We start from the raw sequence: 26948 nt of genomic DNA, 5'->3' as shown, positions 1-26948 counted from the left end.
CTTGTGTCGCGAAAGGGCCGCAACGCGGCCCCGGGATTTCAGCTGTGATGCATAGGTTGCCGGGGCTGCGATGCAGCCCTTTCGCGACACAAGGCCGCTCCCACAGGAGGGGGGGCTCTAGCAGGCTGCGTCGGCTGCGGTTTTCCCGGCAGCCTTGCTACGCCCGCCCAGCCACACCAACAGCAGCCCGGCAGCCGCCAGCACGCCACCTGCCATCGGCACTGCCGCATAGCCCAGGTCCAGGCTGATCACCGCACCACCCAGCGCCGCGCCCACGGCATTGCCAAGGTTGAACGCGCCGACGTTGATCGACGAGGCCAGCCCCGGTGCTTCGATGGCGGCGATCATCACCCGCATCTGCAGCGGCGGTACCACGGCAAAGGTGAACATGCCCCACACCAGCAAGGCGATGGCGGCGCCGATGTGGCTGCCCAGCACCAGCGGCATCAGTAGCATGATCACCGCCAGTGCCGCGAGGAAGATCCGCGCCGCCCCATCCAGCGACCAGTCGGCCAGGCGGCCACCCAGGCTGTTGCCCAGGGTGAAGCCCACACCGATCAGCACCAGGCCGAGGGTGACGAAACTGTCCGAGGCGCCGGTCAGTTCGGCCAGTACCGGTGCCACGTAGGTGTACAAGGTGAACATGGCGCCGGCACCGAGCACGGTGGTGGCCATTGCCAGCAGCACACTGGGGCGGGCGATGACCGCCAGCTCCTTGCGCACGTGCGGCACGCTGCCGCGTTCACCCTTGGGCAGGGCATACCACAGCGCGGCCATGGCCAGCAGGCCCAGCACGGCGGTACCCGCAAAGGCCATGCGCCAGCCAACCTGCTGGCCGATCCAGGTGGCGGCCGGCACGCCGCCGATGTTGGCGATGGTCAGGCCCATGAACATGGTGGCCACGGCACTGGCCTGTTTCTCCTTGGGCACCACGCTGGCGGCCACTACCGCGCCAAGGCCGAAGAACGCGCCGTGGTTGAGGCTGGTGACCAGGCGCGAGGCGAGCAGGGTGTAGTAGTCCGGTGACAGCGACGACAGCAGGTTGCCGAGGGTGAAGATGGCCATCAGCGCCATCAGCGCGGCGCGCTTGCCGAAACGGCTGAAAAGCAAGGTCATGATCGGCGCACCGACCATCACCCCGATGGCATAGGCGGTAATCAGCATGCCAGCGCTGGGGATGCTGACATCGACACCTTGGGCGATCACCGGCAGCAGGCCCATCGGGGTGAACTCGGTGGTGCCGATGCCGAAGGCGCCGATGGCCAGGGCAAACAGGACGTGCCCGGCTTTCATTGCGCAGGCTCCTGCGTGTCCAGTTCGGTCAATGGCCCTTGCATACGGTAGAAGGTCAGGTCGCTGGCGGTGAAGAAGGCCTGCGAATGGCCGTTGGCGAAGTCATCGACATGCACCACGGTGGCGCCGTCGGCTTCCTGCCAGGAGATCACGTAGACCCCTTCGGCAATCTGCCGCCACTGGCATTCGGCTTCGCCGCTGGCGCCAGCGTAAGGGCCGGAAACGATGGCGTAGCTTACGCGGCGGCCATCGGCGGAATAGATGTTGTGCGCGGCCAGGCCGGGGTATTCGACCTGGAAGCTGCGGCCTGCGAAGGCCGGCAGTGGGGTTGGGGTGCTCATGGGGTGGCCTCCGTCAGTTGGGCTTTTGTCTCATGGAATTGTGGCAATACGTATTCGGCGATTTCGCGCAGGGTTTCGTCCAGCGGCCGCACGTTACGCCGCAGGTGCAGGCCGATATGGTCGACGCCTGCCGCACGCAGGGCGCCGAGCTCGGCCGCCAGCGCCTTGCGGCCGCCGCGGAAACCGAAGCGCCAGCGTTGCAGCGGTTCGTCGGGGTTGTCCGCCAGGTCCAGGTGGATGAAGCTGCTGTAGGGCTTGTTACCCGCCACCGCGCGCCAGGCGGCGACCCGCTGCCGGTGGTCGTCCGCTGTGCCGGGGTAGGCCAGGCAGCCGTCCAGGTTGCTGCCGATCCATGCCGGGCTCTGCTGGGCCAGGCCGGCTACCAGCAACGGTAGCGGCGAAGCGGTGCTGGGTAGCACGGCCATCCCTTCGGGCAGGTGGCCGTTGGCACCATCACGCAACAGCGCGACCTGTTCGCGGAAGGTGTTGCCACGCCCCTCGAAATCCCGACCGAACAGTGGGTACTCCACCGGCCGGTCACCACTGGCCACGCCCAGCAGCAGGCGGTTGCCACTGAGGCGCTGCACGCTGTTGGCCGATTTCAGGGTCAGCAGCGGTTCGCGAATCGGCAGTACCACGGCAGCCGTGCCAAGCAGGATGTCGCGGGTTACCCCGGCCAGGTAGCCGAGGTAGGCAAACACCTCGAACACCTGGGCGGCGTCGCCGAACGACGGGTCGTACAGCGGCACATCGCGGACCCACAGGGCGCGGTAGCCCAGGCGGTCGGCCAGTTGTGCCAGTTCTGCGTGGCGGGCCAGGTCCGGCTCGCCGAACTGGCGGCCATCGCGGCGCCGCGCCTGGTCGCCGGCGGGCGTCCAGTCGTGGTCCAGCGGTGCTTCCAGGCCGATGCTGAAGCCGCCAGCGGTCAGGCGTTCGAGGGGCGTGGTCATGGTATCAATCCCAGATTGGCGCCAGGCCGTCAGGGCTGACTTCGCGGCCATTGCGTTCGAGCTTGGCGATGCGTGCCATGTCGTCGGCGTCCAGCTTCAGGTCACGGGCGAGCAGGTTGCTGGCCAGGTTTTCGCGCTTGGTCGACGACGGGATCACCGCGTAGCCCAGCTGCAGGGCCCAGGCCAGGGCAACCTGGGCGACGGTGGCCTTGTGCTTGGCGGCGATGTCGGCCAGAACCGGGTCCTTCAGCACCTTGCCGTAGGCCAGGGTCATGTACGAGGTGACGGTGACGCCTTGCTCCTTGAGGAACGCGGTAAGCTTGCTGTTCTGCAGGTACGGGCTGAGTTCGATCTGGTTGGTGGCGATTTCGCCTTTGCCGACCACTTCGATGGCCTGGCGGGTCAGTTCGATGTTGAAGTTGGACACACCGATCTGGCGGGTCAGGCCCAGCTCCTTGGCTTCGGCCAGGGCGGCCATGTACTCGGGCAGCTCAACGCCGTTGCCTGGGGCAGGCCAGTGGATCAGCAGCAGGTCGACGTAGTCGGTGCGCAGTTTCTGCAGGCTGTCGCGCAGGCTGGGGATCAGCTTGTCGGCGGCGTAGTTTTCGACCCAGATCTTGGTGGTGATGAACAGCTCGTCGCGCTTGACGCCGCTTTCGGCGATGGCCTGGCCGACGTCGGCTTCGTTCTGGTAGATCTGCGCGGTGTCGATGACCCGGTAGCCCAGTTCCAGGGCCGACTTGACCGAATCGATGACGGCTTGGCCGGTGAGGCGGAAGGTGCCGAGGCCGAAGGATGGAATGCTCATGGATCTGCTCCTGGTGAGTGAGGGGTGAGCCGAATCGAGCCTGGTCGCTCGGGTTCGATCGCTCTTCGTGTGGGGAGCAGTGTGCGGCTTTGAGGGGGATTGATTAAGGTGGGGCGGGGCCAAGGTCATTTGATTCACAGTCAAGAATCAGCGGCAAAGTCGTGACTGTGTTGCTGGAATAGCAGATTCTTCCTGTACCGGCCTCTTCGCGGGCTTGCCCGCTCCCACAGGAATGCCACAGTCCTTGAAGCCTGCGGTGTACCTGTGGGAGCGGGCAAGCCCGCGAAGAGGCCGGTACAGGAAAACGAAACGGCCCGCCATATAGGCGGGCCGTCTGGCATTGCAAGGTGACGATCAGCGGCGGCGGAACAGCGGCAGCGGCTCGTCGGTGGCGGCCTGGTAGGTCACCGAGAAGTCCTTCAGGCTTTGCAGCGCGTCTTCCGGGTCCTTGTCGGCACGGATGGCGAACGCGTCAAAACCGCAACGGGCCATGAAGAACAGCTGGTCGCGCAGCACGTCGCCAATGGCGCGCAGCTCGCCCTTGAACTTGTAGCGGTCACGCAGCAGGCGCGCATTGGAGTAGCTGCGCCCGTCGGTGAACGCCGGGAAGTTCAGTGCGATGACCTGGAAGTGCTGCACGTCCTCGCCGATTTCTTCCGCTTGCTCGTCGCTGTCCAGCCACACGCCCAGGCCGCCGTCGCGGGCCTTGAGTACGTGGGCATGGTCGCGCCACATCTGCAGCGGGACGATGTAGTCGTCGCAGTTGGTCAGCTCGTCAAAGGACGTTTCCTTGGGCAGCAGATGCCAGGTTTCGTCGACGATCTGGTTGTTCTTAATGATTCGCTGCATAGACGCGTTCCTTGAAGGGGTCGATGCCGATACGCTGGTAGGTGTCGATGAAACGCTCTTCCTCGGTACGTTGCTCGACGTACACGGCGATCAGCTTCTCGATCACATCGGCCATGTCATCCTGTGCGAAGGACGGGCCGAGGATCTTGCCCAGGCTCGCGCCACGCGCGGCATTGCCGCCCAGCGACACCTGGTAGAACTCCTCGCCCTTCTTGTCCACGCCGAGGATGCCGATGTGGCCCACGTGGTGGTGGCCGCAGGCGTTCATGCAGCCGGAGATGTTCAGGTCGATCTCGCCGATGTCGAACAGGTAGTCCAGGTCGTCGAAGCGGCGCTGGATGGATTCGGCGATCGGGATCGACTTGGCGTTGGCCAGCGAGCAGTAGTCACCACCCGGGCAGCAGATGATGTCGGTCAGCAGGCCGATGTTCGGGGTGGCAAAGCCGCTTTCGCGCAGTTCCAGCCACAGGGCGTGCAGCTGGCGCTGCTCGACGTCGGCGAGGATGATGTTCTGCTCGTGCGAAGTGCGCAGGAAGCCGAAGCTGTAGCGCTCGGCCAGGTCGGCCACGGCGTCCAGCTGCTTGTCGGTCAGGTCGCCCGGGGCAACGCCGGTGGGCTTCAGCGACAGGGTCACGGCCACGTAGCCAGGGCGCTTGTGGGCGCGGGTGTTGCGCGAGCGCCAGCGGGCGAAGCCTGGGTACTCGGCGTCCTGGGCGGTGTAGTCGACGTTGTCCAGGGCCAGGTAGGCCGGGTCGACGAAGTGGCGCGATACACGCTGCACTTCGGCTTCGGTCAGCGTGGTGCTGCCGCCGCGCAGGTGGACCATTTCGGCCTCGACCTTCTCGGCGAACACTTCCGGGGTAAGGGCCTTGACCAGGATCTTGATCCGCGCCTTGTACTTGTTGTCACGGCGACCGTAACGGTTGTACACGCGCAGGATGGCGTCGAGGTAGCTGATCAGGTCCTGCCACGGCAGGAACTCGTTGATGAACGAGCCCACCACCGGGGTACGGCCCAGGCCGCCACCGACCAGCACACGGAAGCCCAGCTCGCCAGCGGCATTGCGCACCGGCTCCAGGCCGATGTCGTGCACTTCGATGGCGGCGCGGTCTTCCTGCGAGCCGTTGATGGCAATCTTGAACTTGCGCGGCAGGTAGGCGAATTCCGGGTGGAAGGTGGTCCACTGGCGGACGATTTCGCACCACGGGCGCGGGTCGACGATCTCGTCTGCGGCTACACCGGCGAACTGGTCGGTGGTGGTGTTGCGCAGGCAGTTGCCGCTGGTCTGGATCGCGTGCATCTGCACGGTGGCCAGTTCGGCGAGGATGTCCGGGATGTCTTCCAGTGCCGGCCAGTTGTACTGCACGTTCTGGCGGGTGGAGATGTGGGCGTAGCCCTTGTCGTAGTCGCGGGCGATCCTGGCCAGGGTGCGGACCTGGGTGGCGTTCAGCTGGCCGTACGGCACGGCGACGCGCAGCATCGGTGCGAAACGTTGGATGTAAAGGCCGTTCTGCAGGCGCAGAGGGCGGAATTCTTCTTCGCTCAGCTCACCGGCCAGATAGCGGCGGGTCTGATCACGGAACTGCTTGACGCGGTCCTCGATGATCCGCTGATCGTACTCGTCGTATACGTACATAAAAGTCCTGTCTCAGGCATGCAGCTATTCGCGCGCACGGCCGCGCACTCCGCTTCGGAGCCGGGGAACGATAGCAGGTTGCGTTTATGCGCTAAAGTGATGTTTTTGCATATGAAAAGAACCAAATGGACTATGTGAGACTGACTGCCATTTGTGCGCTGGATGTGGCCTGGCGTTTATAATCCGATGTTTGCATCGCAGGGATGTCACCCATGCTCAAGGCGTTGTGCCAAAGCTTGTGTCTTGCCTTGCCGCTGGCGGCAAGCGCGCAGCCGGCTTCGGTGGTTTTCCTCAACCCGGGGCTGTCCACCGAGACGTTCTGGACCAGTTATACACGCTTCATGCAGGCCGCCGCGGACGAGCTGGGCATGACCCTGCGCGTGGAGTACAGCGAACGCCGCGCCGACCTGGCGCTGACCCAGGCCAGGGCGATCCTGGGCGGGCCGCAGCGCCCGGATTACCTGGTACTGGTCAACGAGCAGTACGTGGCGCCGGAGATCATCCGCCTGTCGCGCGGCAGCGGGGTCAAGCTGTTCCTGGTCAACAACGGCCTGACTGCCAGCCAGGCCCGCAGCATCGAGGCCCAGCCCGACAAGTATGCCGAGCTGCTGGGCACCTTGACGGCCAACGACGAGCAGGCGGGCTTCCAGATGTTGCACCAGATGGTCGCGCAATTGCCCCGTGACAGCGGGCCGGTGGACCTGCTGGCGTTTGCCGGGGTCAAGACCACCCCGGCCTCGCAACTGCGCGAGGAAGGCATGCGCCGGGCCCTGGCCGACTTCCCCCAGGTGCGCCTGCGCCAGGTGGTATATGGCGGCTGGAGCCGCCAGCGCGCCTACGAGCAGGCGCAGCAACTGCTGGAGCGCTACCCGGCCACCCGCCTGGTGTGGTCGGCCAATGACGAAATGGCCTTTGGTGCCATGCAGGCGTTCGAGGAGGCGGGGCGCAAGCCGGGGCGCGATGTGCTGTTCAGCGCCGTCAACAGCTCGCCAGAGGCCCTGCACGCACGTATCGACGGGCGCCTGAGCGTGCTGATGGGCGGGCATTTCACCCTCGGCGGCTGGGCCATGGTGATGCTGCACGATGATGCCCAGGGGCTGGCAGTGAACCGTGATGGCCTGCGCGAGCATCGCGTGCCGGTGTTGCAGCCGATCGACCAGGCCAAGGCAACCCGTTGGCTGAAACTGCTGGAGCGGCCGGACTACGGCATCGATTTCCAGCATTACAGTGCCGAAGGGCGGCCGCCCGACTACCAGTACCCGTTTCTGACATCACCGATCAATTATTGAAAGACCCTGCTTGAGGGAAGGGCATTGCTCGTCTTAACTGCTGGAGGTGAAGTGCATTCCCATAACCACTACAAGAGGCAATGCAATGGGAAACTCAACCAAGGTCCGCAAAGCTGACAGCAGCGTCGATGCCTGGGCGATCCTCTGCCTGATCGTTCTGGTGGTGGTCACTGCCGTGTATTGGGTCAGCCACCAGTAGACTTGTATTCAAGACCGTGATGCAGCCAGAGCGCCTGCGGGAGGGAGTCCCGCAGGCGTTTTTGCTTTGCCTGTGCCGGCCCTTTCGCGGGGCTTGCCCGCTCCCACAGGTAAATCACTGCCCTTCAAAGGCTAGCGAGCAAGGTGCATGGCCAACTGCACCAGGCCGATCAGCACGGCAATGAACACCAGGGTGAACAGCGTCCCCAGCGCAATGAAATGGCTGGCCTTGCCGTGGGTGAAGTCGCGGGCGCGGTTCTTGCCGCTTTGCACGCCGAAGGCGGCAGCGAGGATGCTGTGCAACATCTGCCAGAAGGTAGGGGGCTTGCCCTGGCTGGAATCGTCCATGGTGGCTCCTGAGGAAATCAGAGGCAATCAGGGACAGTGTAGGCAATGAGGCTGAGGTTGGCCTTGCCGGCCTCTTCGCGGGCTTGCCCGCTCCCACAGATACTGCGCAACCCTGAAGAGCAGTGCGGTCCCTGTGGGAGCGGGCGAGCCCGCGAAGACGCCAACGCCGATTTAGCTGTCGTAACCCAGGTTAGGCGCCAACCAGCGCTCGCTGACACTCACATCCTGGCCCTTGCGCGCGCTGTAGCGCTCGATCTGGTCCTTGTCGACCTTGCCCACGGCAAAGTACTGCGCCTGTGGGTGGGCAAAGTACCAGCCGCTGACCGCCGCCGCCGGGAACATCGCGAAGTGATCGGTGAGGAACACGCCGCTCGGCCCGGTCTCGCCGATGGCAGTGCCGTCAAGCAGGCGGAACAGGGTTTCCTTCTCGGTGTGGTCCGGGCAGGCCGGGTAGCCGGGGGCCGGGCGAATGCCGCGGTACTGCTCCTTGATCAGCGCCTCGTTGTCCAGGTGTTCGTCGCGGGCATAACCCCAGTGCTCTTTACGCACCTGCTCGTGCAGCCATTCGGCACAGGCCTCGGCCAGGCGGTCGGCCAGGGCCTTGACCATGATCGAGCTGTAGTCGTCGCCCTTGTTCTGGTAGGCCTTGGCCACTTCCTCGGCACCGATGCCGGCGGTGGTGATGAAACCGCCCACGTAGTCGGTAACGCCACTGGCCTTCGGCGCGACGAAGTCGGCCAGCGACCAGTTGGGCTTGCCGTCCGGCTTGATGGTCTGCTGGCGCAGGTGGTGCAGGGTAGCCAGGGCCTGGCCGTCCTCGCCGTACACCTCGATATCGTCATCGGCCACCTGGTTGGCCGGCCAGAAGCCGAACACCGCGCGGGCGCTGATGAGCTTTTCGTCGATCAGCTTGTCGAGCATCTCGCGGGCGTCCTTGTACAGCGCCGTGGCCGCCTCGCCGACCACTTCGTCGGTGAGGATGCGCGGGAACTTGCCGGCCAGGTCCCAGGAAATGAAGAACGGGGTCCAGTCGATGTACTCGGCCAGGGTGCGCAGGTCGATGTCTTCCAGCACCTTGACGCCGGTAAAGGAGGGCACCGCTGGCTGGTAGCCAGCCCAGTCGTACTGCGGCTTGGCGGCGATAGCCTGGGCATAGCTCAGGCGCTCGGTGCGGGCACTGCGGTTGGCGGTGCGCTCGCGTACTTCTTCGTATTCCTGGCGGGTCTTCTCGACGAAGCCGGCTTTCAGCTCCTTGGACAGCAACTGGGTGGCAACGCCCACCGCACGCGAGGCGTCGGTGACGTAGACCACGGCGTCGTTGCTGTACTTGGGCTCGATCTTGACCGCGGTATGCGCCTTGGAGGTGGTGGCGCCGCCGATCATCAGCGGCAACTGGAAGCCCTGGCGCTGCATTTCGCGGGCAACGTGGACCATCTCGTCCAGCGACGGCGTGATCAGGCCGGACAGGCCAATGATGTCGCACTTCTCGTCGCGGGCGGTTTGCAGGATCTTCTCGGCCGGCACCATCACGCCGAGGTCGACGATGTCGTAGCCGTTGCAGCCCAGCACCACGCCGACGATGTTCTTGCCGATGTCGTGCACGTCGCCTTTTACCGTGGCCATCAGGATCTTGCCCTTGGCTTCCGGCTTGTCGCCTTTCTCGGCTTCGATGAACGGGATCAGGTGTGCTACCGCCTGTTTCATCACGCGGGCCGACTTGACCACCTGGGGCAGGAACATCTTGCCCGCGCCGAACAGGTCGCCGACCACGTTCATGCCATTCATCAGCGGGCCTTCGATCACTTCGATCGGGCGGGCGCACTGCTGGCGGCATTCCTCGGTGTCTTCGACGATGAACGCGGTGATGCCCTTGACCAGCGCGTGCTCCAGGCGTTTTTCCACCGGCAGCGAGCGCCACTCTTCGTTTTCCACTTCCTTGGTTGCGCCGCCGCCCTTGTAGTCGTCGGCGATGGCCAGCAGTGCGTCGGTGCCATGCGGGGTACGGTTGAGCACCACGTCCTCGACCTTTTCACGCAGGGCAGCCGGGATCTCGTCATAGATCTCCAGCTGGCCGGCGTTGACGATACCCATGGTCAGGCCGTTCTGGATCGCGTGGTACAGGAACACCGAGTGGATGGCTTCACGCACCGGGTTGTTGCCACGGAACGAGAACGACACGTTGGACACACCGCCCGAACTCAGGGCGTGCGGCAGGTGGTCGCGGATGTAGGCACAGGCCTCGATGAAATCGACGGCGTAGTTGTTGTGCTCCTCGATGCCGGTGGCGACGGCGAAGATGTTCGGGTCGAAGATGATGTCTTCCGGCGGGAAGCCCACTTCATTGACCAGGATGTCGTAGCTGCGCTGGCAGATTTCCTTCTTGCGCGCGGCAGTGTCGGCCTGGCCGACTTCGTCGAAGGCCATCACCACCACGGCAGCGCCATAGCGCTTGCACAGGCGGGCGTGGTGCTTGAACTGCTCGACGCCTTCCTTCATGGAAATGGAGTTGACGATGCCCTTGCCCTGGATGCACTTGAGGCCCGCTTCGATCACTTCCCACTTGGACGAGTCGATCATGATCGGCACGCGCGAGATGTCCGGCTCGCCGGCGATCAGGTTGAGGAAGCGGACCATGGCGGCCTGGGAGTCGAGCATCCCTTCGTCCATGTTGATGTCGATCACCTGGGCGCCGGCCTCGACCTGCTGCAGGGCGACTTCCAGGGCTTCGGTGTAGTTCTCTTCACGGATCAGCCGGGCGAACTTGGCGGAGCCGGTGATGTTGGTGCGCTCGCCGACGTTGACGAACAGCGACTGGCGGTCGATGGTGAACGGCTCCAGGCCCGACAGGCGGCAGGCCTTGGCGATTTCCGGAATCTCGCGCGGCTTGTACTTGGCCACGGCCTCGGCGATGGCCTGGATGTGGCCCGGGGTGGTGCCGCAGCAGCCGCCGATGATGTTGAGGAAGCCGCTGGCGGCGAATTCCTCGACCACCACGGCCATTTCCGCCGGGGTTTCGTCGTATTCACCGAAGGCGTTCGGCAGGCCGGCGTTGGGGTGGGCCGAGACATGGGTGTCGGCCTTGGTCGCCAGCTCTTCCAGGTAGGGGCGCAGGTCCTTGGCGCCGAGGGCGCAGTTCAGGCCCACGGAAATCGGCTTGGCGTGGCGCACCGAGTTCCAGAACGCTTCGGTGGTCTGGCCCGACAGGGTACGGCCCGAGGCGTCGGTGATGGTGCCGGAGATCATGATTGGCAGTTCGATGCCGTCTTCCTCGAACACCTGCTGCACGGCGAAGATCGCCGCCTTGGCGTTGAGGGTGTCGAAGATGGTCTCGATCAGCAGCAGGTCGGCGCCGCCCTCGATCAGGCCGCGGGTGGCCTCGATGTAGTTCGTTACCAGCTCATCGAAAGTGACGTTGCGGTAGCCGGGGTCGTTGACGTCCGGGGAAATCGAGCAGGTGCGGCTGGTAGGGCCGAGCACGCCGGCGACGAAGCGCGGCTTGTGCGGGGTTTCCAGGGTCTTGGCATCGGCCACCTGGCGGGCGATGCGCGCGCCCTCGACGTTCAGCTCGTAGACCAGCGACTCCATGCCGTAGTCGGCCTGGGAAATCTGCGTGGCGTTGAAGGTGTTGGTTTCGAGGATATCGGCGCCGGCATCCAGGTAGGCCTTTTCGATGGCGGCGATCACATCCGGGCGGCTGAGCAGCAACAGGTCGTTGTTACCCTTGACATCGCTTGGCCAATCGGCGAAACGCGTGCCACGATAGTCGTGTTCCTCGAGCCGGTAGCTTTGGATCATAGTACCCATGCCGCCGTCGAGGATCAGGATGCGCTCTTTGAGTGCGTTCTGGAGTGCTTGGAGACGAGCGCTGCGGTCGGACATAGGAACTACCTGGTCGGGCAAATTTCAGAAGGTGCAGAATCATAACAAAGCTGCGCGGTTTTTAGGCGCATCGCCCATTTGCATGAAAATGGCTCATGTTGGGCGGGCGTCGGCGAAGCAGGGCACCCAAGGACGACCAGGCAACAAATCGTGATGGCTTTCAATACCCAGGACTTTCCGCACATGGTGCATCGTATTCTTGCCGGCGTTTTCGCCCTGCTCATCAGCAGTGTGGCGTTCGGGCAAGCCCCCCAGTCGAGCCCGGCTATTTCCTACACCCGGGACATTCAACCGATCTTCACCGAGAAATGCGTGGCCTGCCACGCCTGCAACGACGCCGCCTGCCAGCTGAAGCTGGAAAGCCCCGAAGGCGCGGTGCGCGGCGCCACCAAGGTTCCGGTGTACCAGGGCGAGCGCAGCAAGGCAGTGCCCACCACGCGGCTGTTCTACGACGCCCACAACGAGGGCGAGTGGCGCAAGAAGGGCTTCTACTCGGTGCTGGACAACCAGGGCAGCCAGGCCGCGCTGATGGCGCGCATGCTCGAGCTGGGGCACAAAACCCCGCTCACGCCCAACGCCAAGCTGCCCGAGGAAATCGTCCTGGGCCTGAACCGCAACAACATGTGCCCGTTGCCGCATGAGTTCGATGCCTATGCCGGCGCCCACCCCAAGGAAGGCATGCCACTGGCGGTGACCGGCCTGACCGACAAGGAATACGACACCATGCGCCGCTGGCTGGCCGCCGGTGCGCCGGTCGAGTACCAGCCGATCAAGCCAAGTGCGGCCGAAGCCAAGCAGATTGCCGACTGGGAAGAGCTGCTCAACCGCCCGGGCTCCACCGAGGCGCTGGTCGGCCGCTGGCTGTACGAGCACCTGTTCCTGGCGCACATCTATTTCGTTGGTGGCGAGCAGGGCCACTTCTTCCAGTGGGTACGTTCGCGTACACCGAGCGGCCAGCCGGTCGACCTGATCGCCACGCGCCGCCCCAACGACCCGCCGGGCACCGACTTCTACTACCGGTTGATCCCGGTGCAGGGCGTGATCGTGCACAAGACGCACATCACCTACCCGATGGGGCCGCAGAAGCTCAAGCGGGTCAAGCAACTGTTCTACGCCGGCGACTGGCATGCCACCGCGCTGCCAGGCTACGGCCCGCGCCACCGGGCCAACCCGTTCGAAACCTTCGAAGCGATCCCGGCCGTGGCGCGCTACCAGTTCATGCTGGATAACGCCGAGTACTTCGTGCGCACCTTCATCCGTGGCCCGGTATGCCGTGGGCAGATTGCCACCGACGTGATCCGCGACAACTTCTGGGCGTTGTTCCAGGAGCCGGCCCACGACCGCTACATCACCGATGCCAAGTACCGTGGCGAGGCCACGCCGCTGCTGGCCATGCCTGGGCAGATCGATGACGTGGGCAGCGTGCTGAGCCTGTGGCACGCCTACCGTGACAAGCGCAACGAGTACGAGAAACTGCGCCGCGAAGCCTATGCCGACATGCCGGCGCCGGGCTGGGCGACGCTGTGGGCCGGTAACGACAACGCGTTGCTGAGCATTTTCCGCCACTTCGACAGCGCGTCGGTGACCAAGGGCCTGATCGGTGATGTGCCGCTGACCGTGTGGCTGTTCGACTACCCGTTGTTCGAGCGCACCTATTACCAGCTGGCGGTCAACTTCGATGTGTTCGGCAACGTCTCGCACCAGTTGCAGACGCGCCTGTACTTCGACCTGATCCGCAACGGCGCCGAGGTCAACTTCCTGCGCCTGATGCCGGCCGACCAGCGCAAGGCGATCCTCGGCGACTGGTACCAGAACAGCGGCAAGGTGAAGATGTGGATGGATTATGAAGACATCGACACCGACACCCCGAGCGGCATCCAGCTCGACCCGCGCAACCCCAAGCGCGACTTCGGCCTGAAGCTGTTGCAGCGTACCGGCAGCCTGAATGCCGCGCCTGACCCGATCAACCGCTGCCAGGGCGCATTCTGCTCGCGACCGCAGGTGAGCGAAGAGTTCCGCAATGCCGAGCAGTCGCTCAGCCGCCTGGTGTCGCGCCCGGCTGCCGGGTTGAGGGTGATCAACCAGCTGCCCGAAGCGACCATGCTGCGCATCGAAGGGCAGGGCGGCCTGCGCCAGGTGTACAGCCTGCTGCGCAACCGCGCGCACAGCAACGTGGCGTTCCTGCTGGGCGAGGCGTACCGCTACCAGCCGGGGCTGGATACCCTGACGCTGTACCCGGGCGTGCTCAGCAGCTACCCCAACTTCATCTTCAACATCCCGACCAAGGATGTGCCGGAGTTCGTCGAGGACATGGAGTATGCGAAAGATGACCCGGCCAGGTTCGAGCGCATCGTCATGCGTTGGGGTGTGCGTCGCAGTCACCCAGAGTTCTGGCGCTACTTCCATGACCTGAACAGCTTCATCAAGGAGACCGAACCGGTCGAGGCGGGCGTGCTGGACATGAACCGCTACGAGAACCTCTGATCGGTTGGGCTGACCTTTCCGATTACCCTGTGGTCGGACTTGCTGGGTGGTCCGGGGGCTGCTTTGCAGCCCAATCGCCGGCAAGCCAGCTCCCACAGGGGCCGCACATGCCTGAAGGCTGCGCAGTACTTGTGGGAGCTGGCTTGCCGGCGATGGAGCGCAACGCGCTCCCAAAGGCCTCAATGCACCGGCAATTGCAGGGTTCTCCATGCTGTATTCGCTTCAGGCACTGCGGGCGTTCGCCGCCTGGGTGGTGGTCTGCCACCATTTCATGCAGATCTTCTTCGACTTCCAAGCCTCCGGCCCCATCGGCCAACTGCTCACCGACCGCGGCGCCGCAGGCGTCGACATCTTCTTCGTCATCAGCGGGCTGGTCATCTACCTGTCGACTTGCGACAAGGCCATCGAGCCTCGCCAGTTCCTGCTCAACCGGGCGCTGCGTATCGTCCCGGCCTATTGGTTCTACACGGCGCTGATGGCAACCCTGCTGCTGGCCTTCAGTCAATGGATGCCGCACCAGGCATTCACCTGGCACCACCTGCTGCTGTCGCTGCTGTTCATCCCGGCGGAAAACCCCGGTGGCTACGGCTTGTACCCGACCCTGAACGTGGGCTGGACGCTGAACTTCGAGATGTTCTTCTACCTGCTGTTCGGCCTGGCCTTCCTGGTGCGCCAGCGTCATCACCAGTTGCTGGTCACCGCCGCGCTGCTGCTGGCCAGCGAGATACTGGGCCGGCTGGGCGTGCTCAGCCGCTTCTACAGCAACGACATCATCTACGAATTCCTGCTCGGTATCGGCCTGGGCGTGCTGCACCGTCGCGGGCTGATCCACCAGGGCCGCTGGCTGCCGTTGGCGTTGCTGGCGGTGGCAGGCCTTGCCATCTACCACCTGGACGCTTCCCGGCGCTTGCTGCACTGGGGCGTGCCGAGCGCAATGATCGTGCTGGCCTTCGTCGCCCTGGAGCCGGTGTTCCGCGGCAACCGGCTGCTCAAGGCGCTGGGCGACTGTTCGTATTCGGTGTACCTGGTCCATGTGCTGGTGCTGTACGCAGGCTGGTTCGCCAGCCAGCGCCTGCAGTTGAACCCGTACCTGGTGTTCGCCCTGTGCGTGCCGTCCATTGGACTAATGTCGTGGTTCAGCTACCAGTGGCTGGAGCGCGGCCTGTACCGGCGCATGCAGGCCTGGCTGGCGGCGCCACGGGGGCAGGCCCCTGAATATGCGCTTTCCCGAGTCAAATACTAGGACTTTGTTCGAAGGCCGGGTTGGCGTACACTTGGCCGCAAGTCTGTGAGGAACCTACATGAGCGCTATAACCATTACCGACGCCGCCCATGACTACCTGGCCGATCTGCTCTCCAAGCAGAACACGCCTGGCATCGGCATTCGCATTTTCATCACCCAGCCGGGCACCCAGTACGCCGAAACCTGCATCGCCTACTGCAAGCCGGGCGAAGAAAAGCCTGACGACACCGCCGTGGGTCTGAAGAGCTTCACCGCTTACCTGGACGCGGTCAGCGTGCCGTTCCTGGAAGACGCACTGGTCGACTATGCCACCGACCGCATGGGTGGCCAGCTGACCATCAAGGCGCCGAATGCCAAGGTGCCGATGGTCAACGAAGACAGCCCGATCAACGAGCGCATCAACTACTACCTGCAGACCGAGATCAACCCCGGCCTGGCCAGCCACGGCGGCCAGGTGAGCCTGGTGGATGTGGTCGACGACGGCATTGCCGTGCTGCAGTTCGGTGGTGGTTGCCAAGGCTGTGGCCAGGCCGACGTGACCCTGAAGGAAGGCATCGAGCGTACCCTGCTCGAGCGTATTCCCGAGCTGAAGGGCGTGCGTGACGTGACTGACCACAGCCAGAAAGAGAACGCCTACTACTGATGTAGAGGCGGGCGCGGTCTGTTGTGTGGGAGCGGCCTTGCGTCGCGAAAGGGCCGCGAAGCGGCCCCAGCAATATCAGCTTCGCCGCCAATACCCCAGGGGCTGCTATGCAGCCCTTTCGCGACGCAAGGCCGCTCCCACAACGACCGCACAACCTGGTCAGGCCTTAGCAACAAAGTGTTACTGTTTCAACCCCTGCGACAACAGGCCGCAGCCCGTATTCAAAGGGCTGCAGCCGATCCTTGCCTTCGTCGGGTAGAACCCCTCGGGGTGTCGTGCCAGAATGCCCCGGTTTTTCGACCGGCCCGTCCCGAGGGCCGGCACCTTCCCTGTAAAGGATGGTTTCATGAATGATCTATATACCCGGCGCGCAGTTGTCGCCGGGATGGGCGTTCTCGGGCTTGGCCTGCTCGCAGGCTGCAGCCCGGCCCGGGGGCTCGAGTTCAAGTACGGCAAGAACATGAGCAACGAAATCCTTGGGCGCAAGTTCAGCCTCAAGGACACCCAAGGCAATGTGCGCACCCTGTCGAGCTTCTACGGCAGCATGCCGATGATCTTCTTCGGCTTCACCCAGTGCCCGGCCGTGTGCCCGACCACCCTGGCGCGCGCCGCGCAAATCCGCAAGCTGCTGCGCGGCCGCGATCGCGACCTGTTCCAGGTGGTGTTGATTACCCTGGACCCGGAGCGCGACACCCCCGAAGTGCTCGATGCCTACGTGAAGGCGTTCGACCCGTCGTTCACCGCGCTGACCGGCACCCCTGAGGAAATCGCCGCGGTGGCCAAGGAATTCAAGGTGTTCTACGAGAAAGTCCCGGCCGGTGATACCTATACCGTCTCTCACTCGTCCACCAGCTACGTCTACGATACGCGTGGCACCCTGCGCCTGAGCCTGGGCCATTCCCTGACCGCCCAGGAATGCGCCGAAGACCTGGTCACCCTGATGGAGATCTGCTGAATGTCGATGCAACCGATCAAGCAGGGCCTGGCTGCCCTGGTCCTGATGGGCCTGGCGCTGCCGGCCCTGGCCCAGACCACCGTGAGCGACGCCTGGGTGCGGGCGACCGTGCCGCACCAGCAGTCCACCGGTGCCTTCATGACCCTGACCGCCAGCAGCGACAGCAAGCTGGTGGGCGTGGCTTCGCCTGTGGCCAAGACCGTGCAGGTGCACGAGATGACCATGAACGGTGATGTGATGGGCATGCGTGAAGTCAAGGCGGTCGAGTTGCCGGCCGGCAAGGCCGTAACTCTCGACCCGAACAGCCTGCATGTGATGCTGATGGGCCTGAACAATCAGGTGAAGGAAGGCGAGAAAGTGCCGCTGACCCTGACCATCGAAGATGCCAAGGGGGCCAAGGAAACCCTGGACGTACAGGCCGAAGTGCGTGCGCTCAACGCGGAGGCGGGCGGTGGGCATGATCACATGCACATGAAGCACTGATCAGGCTGAACCCTTTGGGGGCGCTTTGCGCCCCATCGCGACACAAGGCCGCTCCCACAGGAGAACGCGTATCCCCTGTGGGAACGGCCTTGTGTCGCGATGGGCTGCCAGGCAGCCCCCGGTTCAATCAGCTGCGAAACTTGGGCAGCGGCCTGTCGAGGGTCAGCGAGGTCAAGGTCTTGCGGACCTGGGCCTCATCGGCCTCCAGGGCCTTGAGACTTGCGCGGATCTTGCCGGCGGCGGGCACGTCGCCCTGCCGGTCGATCCAGTCGGCTATCTCCTTGCAGGCACTGCTCAGGCAGGCCTGGCGCTGGTTCATCAGCGACAGGAGGGTGGTGAGCTCTCTTTCGGACATGGCAGGATCCTCCATTCAGCCTTGTCAGTGTAGCAGTGGCTGGCCGGCCTGCCTGAGGCCGGCTGTCGCAGCTCAGCCTTGCAGGCAGGCGCTGCGATAAGCCCCTGGCGTTACCCCATAGGCCTGCTTGAACTGCCGGCTCAAATGGCTCTGGTCGGCAAAGCCCAGGTCGAACGCCACCTCCGAGGCAGCCCAGCCACGCTTGAGCATTTCCCGCGCACGGGCCAGGCGCCGCTGCTTCAACCAGGCATGTGGCGGCAGGCCGGTGGCCTGGCGGAACACCCGGGCGAAATGGAATGGTGACAAGTTGACCGCCGCCGCCAGGGCCTCGAGCGAGGGCGGGTCGGCCAGTTGGCTTTCCAGCAGCTCACGGGCGCGGGCCACTGCCAGCGGTTCGTGGCCAGGCGCGGCTGGTTCGGCGCATTGCCCGTGCCGTTGCACCAGGGCCAGCACCGCCTGGCGCCAGGCGGTCTGCTGCTGCAGGGCGCTGGCGCCGGCTTCGGACAGCTGGTGCAACTGGCTGAAGGCAAGCGCCAGGGCCGGGTCGTGGATCACGCTGTCCTTGAAGCTGGGCATGCCGTGGCGGCCCAGTTCCAGTTCGTCGAGCACCCCGGTTACCCGTTCATGTTCCGGGTAGAACCCTCGGTAGCGCCAGCCCGCTTCGTGGGCGGTGGCCCCGGTGTGCAGTTCGTCGGGGTTGATCAACACCATGCTGCCGACCGGCGCCAGGTGCTCGCTGCCGCGATGCCAGAAGCGCTGGGCGCCCGACTCGATCACGGTGAACACATAGCCTTCATGCACATGCGGGGCGAAACGCTGCTGGAAATAGCGCGCGTGCAGCATCTCGACGTCGCCCAGTGCCGGCGCCTGCCAAAGGTGTGTCTGCTCGCGCAGAGGCGTGCTCATGCCAGCCAGCTGCGCAGGAGGAAGAAGATCAACATGCTCACCAGCATGCTCAGCAACACGCTGCGGGTCAACAGCACCAGGGCGATGGCCACCAGCGAACCCAGCAGGTAGGGGTTGAGCAGGCTCAGGTTCAACTGGTGCTCGGGCATGAAGATGATCGGGCCGCAGATTGCGGTGAGCATGCCCGGCACGGCAAAGCCGAGGAACTGCCGGGCGTTGGAGCTCAGGCGCAAGGGCAGGCGCGGCTCCAGGAACGCATAGCGGTTGAGGAACACGATGGCGCCCATGGCAAGAATCAGGACCCAGGTCATGCGCGGGCTCCGGTGAATTTCTGGCAGACGAAACCGGCGCTCATGCCCAGCAGGCCTGCGGCCACCAGGGCGGTTTCCCAGTGCCAGTAGCTGAACAGCACCGAACAGAACAGCGACACCGCCACGCACACCAGCGTGGCCAGGTTGCGCACCAGCGGCGCGATCAGGGCGACGAAGGTGGCGACAATGGAAAAGTCCAGGCCGAGCTGGTCCAGGTGCGGAATGTTCTGCCCCAGCAGGATGCCGGCCAGGGTGAACAGGTTCCAGGCGACGTAGAAGGTCAGGCCCACGCCCAGGGCGTACCAGCGGTTGAACTGCTGCTGGTCGTACTGGCTGGTCAGGGCGAAGAACTCGTCAGTGAGCAGGAAGCCCAGGCCCAGGCGCCAGCGCAGCGGCTGGCTGGACAGCACCGGGCGCATCGTCAGGCCATACAGCAGGTGCTGCGAGGTCAGCAGCAGGGTGGTCAGCAGGATCGACGCCAGGTTGGCGCCGCCCTTGAGCATGCCGATCGCCACCAGTTGCGCGGCACCGGCGAAGACGATGGCCGACAGCCCTTGTCCCTCCCAGGCGCTGAGGTTGGCCTCGATGGCCATGGAACCGGCCAGCAGGCCCCAGGGGGCGACGGCCAGGGACAACGGGAGAATGGCGATGGCGCCGTGGAGAAAGGCTTGGCGGGCGATGTGGGGCATGGTGGCTGCAGTGCGTGTACGTTGGCAGGCCAGCATGCCAGACAGGGCGGGGGATGGCTTGAACGATCTTGCTGGTCTCCACCTTGTGGGGGCAACTGTCTTGCTCAAAATTTCAAGGCACACGCGGTCACTGTGGGAGCGGGCATGCCCGCGAACACCGGCGCAGCCGGTGCCATGCACCGCGTTGGATGCTTCGCGGGCACGCCCGCTCCCACACAGGCCGCGTCGCGCTTGCGAATTGAGTTCTCTACGCGCCAGCGCAGCCCAAAGGCTGGGCCATCTCCCACAAAGGATCGCGACTGCTGATGGTCAGGGACGGCTGGTCAGGTGCTGCTGCGCTGTCACGCAGCCGTTGGTATCCACGGCCTTCTGCAGCAGGCTCTGGCGGTGCTGCGGGTCGAGGTCGCCGAGCAGGCGGTATACCTCGGCCTGGTAGTCACGCTGGCGCCCCCACTGCATTTCCAGGCCTTGTGGCCGGTTGCGGTTGCAGGCCAGGCGCGTGGCCGGTTGCGGGTAGTAGGGCGCATACACGGTGGCCATGTTGGGGATGGCCTCCAGCGCAGTACGGTACTCGCTGCTGACGTTATAGGGCGGGCACCAGGTGGCGATGGCCGGCGCCGGTGCGGCAAAGCCCTGTCTGAGGCTGGCTTCGAGCAGCGGGCAGGCGGCATCCGGGATTTGCGCGGCGGGCAGGTAGGTCATGTAGTACAGCGCCAGGCGGTACTGTGCGACCGGGTGGCCCAGCTCCACGGACTTTTTCAGCAAGGCGACGGCTGTCGGCAGGGTGTGGGCCATGGCCTGGCCCTGGCGGCTGAGCTCCGGGTCGCCGCCGATGGCCGTGCGCAGCGTGCTGGCGCCGTCGTCCTGGCTGTCGGCCTGCTCCAGCAGGGGCAAGGCCTGGCGGTAGAGCAGGTCGGCATGAGGGTCGATGCGCACTTCCAGCGCGTGCGCGGCCAGCGGCATCAGGGCGATCAGCAGTGGGGGCAAGCGAAGCATGCGGCTCACAGGCAAGCCCCATGGGGTGCCAGGTACTGATGGATGGCTTCGATGTTCATGGCGGTCAAGCGTGCGCCTCGGGCAGATCGGAACGACGGCCTATTCTAGCCACCCAAGGGGCCTGGCCGGAAGACCACCTGGCAACTGTCAGACGAGCTTGATCGGCGTGACCTTGCGCTGGGCATGTTTTTCCTGGGCCAGGCCAAGCTTGGCGGTAATGACCTTGGCCAGGGCATTGTTGCCCAGGTCGTTCAGGTGCAGGCGATCGATGAACAGGTCGGCGCCGAACACCGGCGAGCTGCTGAGCATGCAGTTCATGTCATAGCAGGGCACCGGGTCGGCCTGGCTCTTGATGCGACGGAAGAAGGCCGAGTGCAACTGGCTGTCGAACGCGCCGTCCAGCAGCCGGTCGAAATTCGCCGGTCGTCGCTGCAGCGCCTCCAGCATGGCCTGCTCGCCAGCGGGCAGGCTATCCCGGCACCAGGGCAGCAATGGCTGCAGGATGAAGGTGAGGGTGGAATGGCTGTCTGCCAGCAGCCGGTCCCATTGGCGCAAGGTCCGGCCAATGCTATCGGCGGCACGGGCCAGGCGCTTTTCCGGGGGTGACAGCGGCCAGGTGGCAGGTGTTGCGACCGAGGGCGTGGCCAACGCCTGGCCGATGCGCCGCCACAGCGATTGCCGGCGGGGAGCCGCCGTGGGCTGCATGCCTTCGCTGAAACTGTTGAGAAAATCCTGGTAGGCCTTGGCGTGCCGCGGGTCGCTCAGGCTGGCGAGGACTTCGCAGAGGGCTTCGTGGGCCAGGGTGTTGAGGCCGCTGAGCACCACCACATGGCCGAGCTGGCCAAGGCGGTGCTGGTGGGTCAGGAACATCAGCAGCTCCTGGCTGGCATTGAGCCCGCAGCCAGCCAGGCTCAGCCAGACTTCGCCAGTCAGCATCGACAGGTGCGAGGCCACCGTGTGTTCGTCGGAGCTGGCACCGATGCCCAAGGCGGTGGAGCCGCCGACCAGCAAGTTGATGCGTGACGCACCACCGCGCTCGGCTGCCGAAAAGCGCTTGCCGGCAAAATGGCTGTAGCGCAGGCCCAGGGCATCGGTGTTGATGGTGCCGGAGCGGTAGCCGGTTTCGTGCACATGCACGGTGTGCGGGGCACGCCGGCTGCCCAGCAGCAGAAAGCGCTGGTAGTCCTGTTGCAACGGCGAAGGCGACGGGGTCGTGTCAGTCGCAGTCATGGGTTCTCCTTCTGTTGCAGCGGGCACCTTGCGTCACGTTCAGGCCGCCAGCTCCTTGACGTTGTACAGCAGGCCGCCGGCGGCGATCAGCAGCAGGGCGACCCCCGAGGCCAGGCTGATCATGCGGTTGCTGCGCTGCGAGGCGATCTTGCCGATGGCGAAGATGTACAGGCTGAGCACGGCAAAATCGATGGCCACCCACAGCATCGACAGCACCACCATGCTCTTGCCGAACGACTCGGTGATCTGGATGAACTGCGGGAAGAAGGCGATGAAGAAGATGATGTCCTTCGGGTTGGAAATGCCCACCATGAAACCTTGCAGCAGCCCGCCGCGGCCAGGCTTGGCGAGCTCGCCCGGTGCCTCGGCTGCTGGCGCCTGCAAGGCGTCCCGCAGCGTGCCGACGGCAATGTAGCCGATGAACAGGCAACCCAGCAGGCTCATGGCGCTGAGCCAGGCCTTGTCGATGGCGGCGCTGGTGAGGATGATCCAGGCCGCCGCGCCGATCAGCACCAGTGATGCCCAGTTGGTGCCCACAGCCGTGAACATGGCCTTGCGTGAGCCGGAGGCGGCCGCGGTGTTGACGATCAGTGCCACCACCGGGCCGGGGGTGGCGATCAGTAGCAGGACAGTAAGGGCGTAGGTAGCGGTGAGTGCGGTATTCACGGTCAGGTCTCGATCAGTATGTCGGGTGTTGCCGGCTGTACGGCATGGGCGTGGAACGGGCAGCGGGACGGGTTGAGCGACCCTGCCTCCTGCAGTTGGTACTGCTTCCACTCGTAGTTGTCGGCATCGCCGAAGAAGCCAAGGGTGTCGGGCATGACGCCGTCGTTGTAGTGGTGCACGCGCTCGCGGATGCGTTCGCGGATACGATGGCCGCTTTCGGTGTTGACGTTGGCCACTTCGTCGAAGTTCGCCCGCGGGTTGATGACGAAGGTGATGTGTGGCCCCAGGTTGCGGCTTTTCATCTGCTGGTGGCCGGGGAAGTTCATGTTGATGAACAGCGGCATGCCGGCAAAGCAGAACGACCAGGCGTTGTCGTCGGGGTCGGTCGGGATGCCCTGCGGCCAGGGATGCGGGTCGCGCGCGTGCACGCCACGCAACACCTTCCAGGCCAGCGCCTGTTGCTCGGCCAGGGTGTAGTCGGCGGCAGTTTCGAGAAACACCACCAGTGGGCTGCCGATACGCTGCTTGGGTGGGATAGGTGTGACGGTGCGCACGTAGTCGGCCAGGCCCATGGCGATGTCATCGGCCAGCTGCCCGGCGCGGGCGAAGAGGATGTGGCAGGTTGCGCCGTTTACCGCCTTGCGGCCGAACAGGCAGGGAAACTCGGGGTTGGCGAGGACACTGCGAAAATGTTCTACGGCTTTGTAGGTCCAATGTCGCGCGTTGCGCACATGGTCAGCGGCCAGCTCTAGCGCATCCAGGCGATAGCAAGTTCCATAACCCGTCGACATGATTTCCCCAGGCGTAAATTTGATGAACGTTCAAGTCACATGCAGGCAGGATCTTGGTTATGTTTATTATTTACCCGCATTTTCCGAGACGTCCTTGGCGTTGTAAAACGCGTGGAACTATGACCTACTATTAGTCTTACTCATGCTCAGGGCGTCGCCATGTCGGAACGGATTCAGGCTTTGCACGCGCTGCGTGCCTTCGAGGTGGCCTCTCGCTATGGCTCATTTACCCGTGCCGCGGAAGAGCTGGCCCTGACCCAGGGCGCCGTCAGCCACCACATCAAGACCCTCGAAGCCATGTTCGGCTGCGACCTGTTCGAACGCCGCGGGCCGAAGCTGGCCCTGACCGAGCACGGCCGCCTGCTGGCGCAGGAGCTCAAGGTTGGCTTCAAGATCATCGAAAATGCCTGCGCCCTGCTGCGTCAGGACCGCTACGGCCTGCGTCTGAAGGCGCCGTCCACGCTCACCGTGCGCTGGCTGCTGCGGGCGCTGGATGCGTTCAAGAAGGTCGAGGACAACTGCAGCGTGCAGCTGTCCAGCGTGTGGATGGACATCGACAGCGTGGACTTCTACTCCGAGCCCTACGACTGTGCGATCCTCCTGGCCAACGGGCGTTTTCCCGCCGATATCGAGAGTTTCAAGCTGTTCGATGAATGGCTGATCCCTGTGTGCCACCCGGATTACATGGCCCAGGCACAACCGGTCCTTGCCGACCTGGCCCAGTGCGAATTCCTGCACCCGTCCCCTGACCGACGAGACTGGCGGCGCTGGTTGGCTCGCATGGATGCGCTGGACATCAGCATCGATCACGGGCAAGTGTTCGATACCCTCGACCAGGGCATCTCGGCCGCACAGCAAGGCCTGGGTATTTCGGTGGTCGACCTGGTGCTGGCCAGCGCCGACCTGCTGGCCGGGCGCCTGGTCACGCCGTTCAAGCACGCGGTGGCCACCGGCGACGGCTATTACATGACCTGGCTCAAGGCCAGCCCCAAGGCGCGGCAGATGCACAAGCTGCGCGAGTTCCTGCTGGGCCAGGTGCCGCCGCTGGCCTGCAAGGACATCAATTACCTGTACGGTTGAACACGCGTTCGAGCAAACGCCCGGCCGCCGGCAAGCGCCCGGCGCTGAAAATATTTCGGCAAACACCTGCTGGCCCCAACAAAATGCGCTGCGACGGTGCGTCAGCGGTAGAATCCCGCAATCAGCACAACAAACGATTCAGAGGTCGACGCGGTGGAGTTGCAGCAGGGCTTTGTCCTGACCCGACATTGGCATGACACGCCCGAAGGCACCTGTGTGGAATTCTGGCTGGCCACCGACCAGGGGCCACGGCAGCTGCGCCTGGCGCCACAGGTATCGGTGGCATTCATCCCCCAGGCGCAGGAAGCGCACGCGCGGGTGCTGCTGGCCAACGAAGCCGGTGTCGAGTTGCGGCCGCTGCAGCTGAAGGACTTTGACCAGCGCCCGGTGCTGGGCCTGTACTGCCGCCAGCACCGGCAACTGATGCAGCTGGAGCAACGCCTGCGCACGGCCGGTATCGAGGTGTTCGAAGCCGATATTCGCCCGCCCGAGCGCTACCTGATGGAGCGCTTCATCACCGCCCCGGTGCAGTTCACCGGCCAACCGGATGCCCAAGGCGTGCTCTGCGATGCCCAGCTCAAGCCCCTGCCGGGTTATCGCCCGCCGCTGCGCCTGGTGTCGCTGGACATCGAGACCAGCGAGCGGGGCGAGCTGTACAGCATTGCCCTGGAAGGTTGTGGCCAGCGCCAGGTGTACATGCTCGGGCCGGCCAACGGCACGGCTGATGACCTCGACTTCGACCTGCACTACTGCGCCGACCGCGCCGACATACTGGCCTGCCTCAACCAGTGGATGGCCGAGCACGACCCGGATGCAATCATCGGCTGGAACCTGATCCAGTTCGACCTGCGCCTGCTGCACGAGCACGCCAAGCTGCTGCTGGTACCGCTGGCACTGGGGCGCAATGGCACGCCGATGACCTTGCGCAGCCATGCCGGTGGTGGCCACGTGTTCGCCGATGCCCCGGGGCGGCTGCTGATCGACGGCATCGAGGCGCTGCGCTCGGCGACCTGGAGCTTCCCGTCGTTCAGCCTCGAAAGTGTCGCCCAGACCTTGCTCGGTGAAGGCAAGGCCATCGACACGCCGTACCAGCGCATGGATGAAATCAACCGCCGCTTCGCCGAGGACAAGCCGGCGTTGGCGCGCTACAACCTCAAGGATTGCGAGCTGGTGACGCGCATTTTCGCCCACACCCGCCTGCTCGAATTCCTGCTGGAGCGGTCTTCGGTGACCGGCCTTGCGGTGGACCGCAGCGGTGGTTCGGTGGCCGCGTTCTGCCACTTGTACATCCCGCAGATGCACCGCCTGGGCTTCGTCGCCCCCAACCTCGGCAGCCGCCCCGACGAAGCCAGCCCCGGTGGCTTCGTCATGGATTCGCGCCCGGGCCTGTACGACTCGGTGTTGGTGCTGGACTACAAGAGCTTGTACCCGTCGATCATTCGTACCTTCCTGATCGACCCGGTGGGGCTGGTCGAAGGCTTGCGCCTGCCCGACGATGAACACTCGGTGGAAGGCTTCCGGGGTGGGCGTTTTTCCCGTAGCGAGCATTGCCTGCCGGCCATCGTCGAGCGTGTATGGCAGGGCCGGGAAGCGGCCAAGCGCGAGGGCAACGCGCCGCTGTCGCAAGCGCTGAAGATCATCATGAATGCCTTCTACGGGGTGTTGGGCTCGAGCGGCTGCCGCTTCTTCGACCCGCGCCTGGCTTCGTCGATCACCATGCGCGGGCACCAGATCATGCGCCAGACCCGTGCGCTGATCGAAGCCAGGGGCTACGAGGTGATCTACGGCGATACCGACTCCACCTTCGTCTGGCTCAAGGGCGCCCACGGCGAGGAGGCTGCAGCACGCATCGGCCGTGAGCTGGTGGCCCAGGTCAACCAGTGGTGGCGCGAACACCTGCGCGAGCGGATGAACCTGGAAAGCGCGCTGGAGCTGCAGTTCGAGGTGCATTACCGGCGCTTCCTGATGCCCACCATCCGCGGCACGGACGAAGGCAGCAAGAAGCGCTACGCCGGGCTGGTGCAGCGGGCCGATGGCAGCGAGCAGATGGTCTACAAAGGCCTGGAGTCGGTGCGTACCGACTGGTCGCCGCTGGCCCGGGAGTTCCAGCAGGAGCTTTATGGCCGGATATTCCGCGGGGAGCCTTACCAGGCGTATGTGCGTGATTATGTACGGCGCACCCTGGCGGGCGAGCTGAATGAGCTGATGGTGTACCGCAAGCGTTTGCGCCGGCCGCTAGCCGATTACCAGCGCAATGTGCCACCGCACGTGCGTGCGGCCCGGCTGGCCGATGACTACAACCGCCGCCTTGGCCGCCCGTTGCAATACCAGCGCGGCGGCTGGATCAGCTATCTGATCACCCTGGCGGGCCCAGAACCCCTGGAAAACCTGCAAGCACCGGTGGACTACGAGCATTACCTGACGCGGCAGCTGCAGCCGGTGGCTGATGCCATCCTGCCTTTCGTTGGCGACAGTTTCGAAGGGCTGACCGGCCAGCAGCTGGCGCTGTTCTGAAGAGGTGGTAG

General features: G+C 64.6%; 24 protein-coding genes. 8 read left to right on the top strand and 16 right to left on the bottom strand.

The features are described 5' to 3' along the window. Positions 1-117: 117 nt before the first annotated feature. The 6 genes from CAG44_RS10915 to CAG44_RS10890 form a co-directional block, all read right to left on the bottom strand. Entirely contained in the window at positions 118-1293 is a 1176-nt protein-coding gene (locus CAG44_RS10915) for an MFS transporter (protein ID WP_085692127.1), read from the bottom strand. Beyond that, positions 1290-1634 carry an adenylate cyclase gene (locus CAG44_RS10910; RefSeq protein ID WP_085592197.1) on the bottom strand — a complete coding sequence of 115 codons (345 nt, stop codon included), beginning with the start codon at positions 1632-1634 and terminating at the stop codon, positions 1290-1292. Before CAG44_RS10910 ends, CAG44_RS10915 begins: the two co-directional genes overlap by 4 nt. Then, positions 1631-2584, bottom strand: a complete 954-nt coding sequence (locus CAG44_RS10905; protein WP_085692126.1) for a TIGR03571 family LLM class oxidoreductase — start codon at positions 2582-2584, stop codon at positions 1631-1633. Before CAG44_RS10905 ends, CAG44_RS10910 begins: the two co-directional genes overlap by 4 nt. 4 nt (positions 2585-2588) lie before the next feature. After that, positions 2589-3392, bottom strand: a complete 804-nt coding sequence (gene dkgB, locus CAG44_RS10900) for a 2,5-didehydrogluconate reductase DkgB (RefSeq protein WP_085692125.1) — start codon at positions 3390-3392, stop codon at positions 2589-2591. Positions 3393-3746: 354 nt separating this feature from the next. Then, positions 3747-4241 carry a DUF934 domain-containing protein gene (locus CAG44_RS10895; protein ID WP_025338480.1) on the bottom strand — a complete coding sequence of 165 codons (495 nt, stop codon included), beginning with the start codon at positions 4239-4241 and terminating at the stop codon, positions 3747-3749. Continuing rightward, the gene (locus tag CAG44_RS10890) at positions 4225-5877 is read right to left on the bottom strand and encodes a nitrite/sulfite reductase (protein WP_085692124.1); all 1653 of its coding nucleotides are present in this window, start codon (positions 5875-5877) and stop codon (positions 4225-4227) included. The genes CAG44_RS10895 and CAG44_RS10890 overlap by 17 nt, the downstream gene beginning before the upstream one ends. Before the next feature lie 212 nt (positions 5878-6089). Here CAG44_RS10890 and CAG44_RS10885 point away from each other — a divergent pair, with 212 nt between their 5' ends. Beyond that, on the top strand, positions 6090-7166 hold the full coding sequence (locus CAG44_RS10885; protein ID WP_085692123.1) for an ABC transporter substrate-binding protein: 1077 nt from the start codon (positions 6090-6092) through the stop codon (positions 7164-7166). 330 nt (positions 7167-7496) lie between these two features. On the opposite strand, the gene CAG44_RS10880 is transcribed toward CAG44_RS10885, so the two are convergent. Continuing rightward, a complete protein-coding gene (locus tag CAG44_RS10880; RefSeq protein WP_046615696.1) occupies positions 7497-7712 on the bottom strand; it encodes a DUF2970 domain-containing protein in 216 nt (71 codons plus the stop codon). Positions 7713-7883: 171 nt separating this feature from the next. Beyond that, a complete protein-coding gene (gene metH, locus CAG44_RS10875) occupies positions 7884-11591 on the bottom strand; it encodes a methionine synthase (RefSeq protein ID WP_085663175.1) in 3708 nt (1235 codons plus the stop codon). 183 nt (positions 11592-11774) lie between these two features. On the opposite strand from metH, the gene CAG44_RS10865 reads away from it, so the two are divergent. The 5 genes from CAG44_RS10865 to CAG44_RS10845 all read left to right on the top strand — a co-directional run bounded on the left by CAG44_RS10865 (position 11775) and on the right by CAG44_RS10845 (position 17399). Next, entirely contained in the window at positions 11775-14075 is a 2301-nt protein-coding gene (locus tag CAG44_RS10865) for a fatty acid cis/trans isomerase (RefSeq protein WP_085692122.1), read from the top strand. A 208-nt stretch (positions 14076-14283) separates the two neighbouring features. After that, entirely contained in the window at positions 14284-15318 is a 1035-nt protein-coding gene (locus CAG44_RS10860) for an acyltransferase (RefSeq protein WP_075044641.1), read from the top strand. Positions 15319-15376: 58 nt separating this feature from the next. After that, the gene (gene nfuA / locus CAG44_RS10855) at positions 15377-15961 is read left to right on the top strand and encodes a Fe-S biogenesis protein NfuA (RefSeq protein WP_003250416.1); all 585 of its coding nucleotides are present in this window, start codon (positions 15377-15379) and stop codon (positions 15959-15961) included. A 346-nt stretch (positions 15962-16307) separates the two neighbouring features. Then, the gene (locus CAG44_RS10850; RefSeq protein ID WP_024086651.1) at positions 16308-16916 is read left to right on the top strand and encodes an SCO family protein; all 609 of its coding nucleotides are present in this window, start codon (positions 16308-16310) and stop codon (positions 16914-16916) included. Beyond that, positions 16917-17399, top strand: a complete 483-nt coding sequence (locus tag CAG44_RS10845; protein ID WP_085592211.1) for a copper chaperone PCu(A)C — start codon at positions 16917-16919, stop codon at positions 17397-17399. It abuts the gene before it with no gap. Between the two features lie 127 nt (positions 17400-17526). Here CAG44_RS10845 and CAG44_RS10840 read toward each other — a convergent pair whose 3' ends face one another. From CAG44_RS10840 to CAG44_RS10805, 8 genes are all read right to left on the bottom strand, one after another. Next, positions 17527-17754 (bottom strand): hypothetical protein, encoded by a 228-nt coding sequence (locus CAG44_RS10840; protein WP_003260451.1) that lies wholly within the window; start codon positions 17752-17754, stop codon positions 17527-17529. A gap of 72 nt (positions 17755-17826) precedes the next feature. Beyond that, positions 17827-18660, bottom strand: a complete 834-nt coding sequence (locus CAG44_RS10835; RefSeq protein WP_025338486.1) for an AraC family transcriptional regulator — start codon at positions 18658-18660, stop codon at positions 17827-17829. Beyond that, positions 18657-18971 carry an AzlD domain-containing protein gene (locus CAG44_RS10830; protein WP_046615691.1) on the bottom strand — a complete coding sequence of 105 codons (315 nt, stop codon included), beginning with the start codon at positions 18969-18971 and terminating at the stop codon, positions 18657-18659. The genes CAG44_RS10835 and CAG44_RS10830 overlap by 4 nt, the downstream gene beginning before the upstream one ends. Further along, the gene (locus CAG44_RS10825; RefSeq protein ID WP_025338488.1) at positions 18968-19660 is read right to left on the bottom strand and encodes an AzlC family ABC transporter permease; all 693 of its coding nucleotides are present in this window, start codon (positions 19658-19660) and stop codon (positions 18968-18970) included. The genes CAG44_RS10830 and CAG44_RS10825 overlap by 4 nt, the downstream gene beginning before the upstream one ends. A 309-nt stretch (positions 19661-19969) precedes the next feature. Beyond that, on the bottom strand, positions 19970-20665 hold the full coding sequence (locus CAG44_RS10820) for a sel1 repeat family protein (RefSeq protein WP_075044645.1): 696 nt from the start codon (positions 20663-20665) through the stop codon (positions 19970-19972). A 138-nt stretch (positions 20666-20803) separates the two neighbouring features. Beyond that, positions 20804-21886 (bottom strand): hypothetical protein, encoded by a 1083-nt coding sequence (locus CAG44_RS10815; protein WP_085592213.1) that lies wholly within the window; start codon positions 21884-21886, stop codon positions 20804-20806. A 39-nt stretch (positions 21887-21925) separates the two neighbouring features. Then, positions 21926-22552 (bottom strand): LysE family translocator, encoded by a 627-nt coding sequence (locus CAG44_RS10810; RefSeq protein ID WP_025338491.1) that lies wholly within the window; start codon positions 22550-22552, stop codon positions 21926-21928. Positions 22553-22554: 2 nt separating this feature from the next. Beyond that, on the bottom strand, positions 22555-23343 hold the full coding sequence (locus CAG44_RS10805; RefSeq protein WP_025338492.1) for a YqcI/YcgG family protein: 789 nt from the start codon (positions 23341-23343) through the stop codon (positions 22555-22557). A 159-nt stretch (positions 23344-23502) separates the two neighbouring features. On the opposite strand from CAG44_RS10805, the gene CAG44_RS10800 reads away from it, so the two are divergent. Next, the gene (locus tag CAG44_RS10800; protein ID WP_085592215.1) at positions 23503-24423 is read left to right on the top strand and encodes a LysR substrate-binding domain-containing protein; all 921 of its coding nucleotides are present in this window, start codon (positions 23503-23505) and stop codon (positions 24421-24423) included. 153 nt (positions 24424-24576) lie between these two features. After that, positions 24577-26937 carry a DNA polymerase II gene (locus CAG44_RS10795; RefSeq protein WP_085592217.1) on the top strand — a complete coding sequence of 787 codons (2361 nt, stop codon included), beginning with the start codon at positions 24577-24579 and terminating at the stop codon, positions 26935-26937. The last annotated feature ends 11 nt before the right edge of the window (positions 26938-26948 follow it).

Origin of the sequence: Pseudomonas sp. B13(2017), from assembly GCF_002113245.1 — a bacterium.
In the GTDB taxonomy this organism is placed as follows: Bacteria; Pseudomonadota; Gammaproteobacteria; order Pseudomonadales; family Pseudomonadaceae; genus Aquipseudomonas; species Aquipseudomonas putida_Z.
Note: the sequence above shows the minus strand (reverse complement) of the source record. Positions and strands in the feature narration are given on the sequence as shown.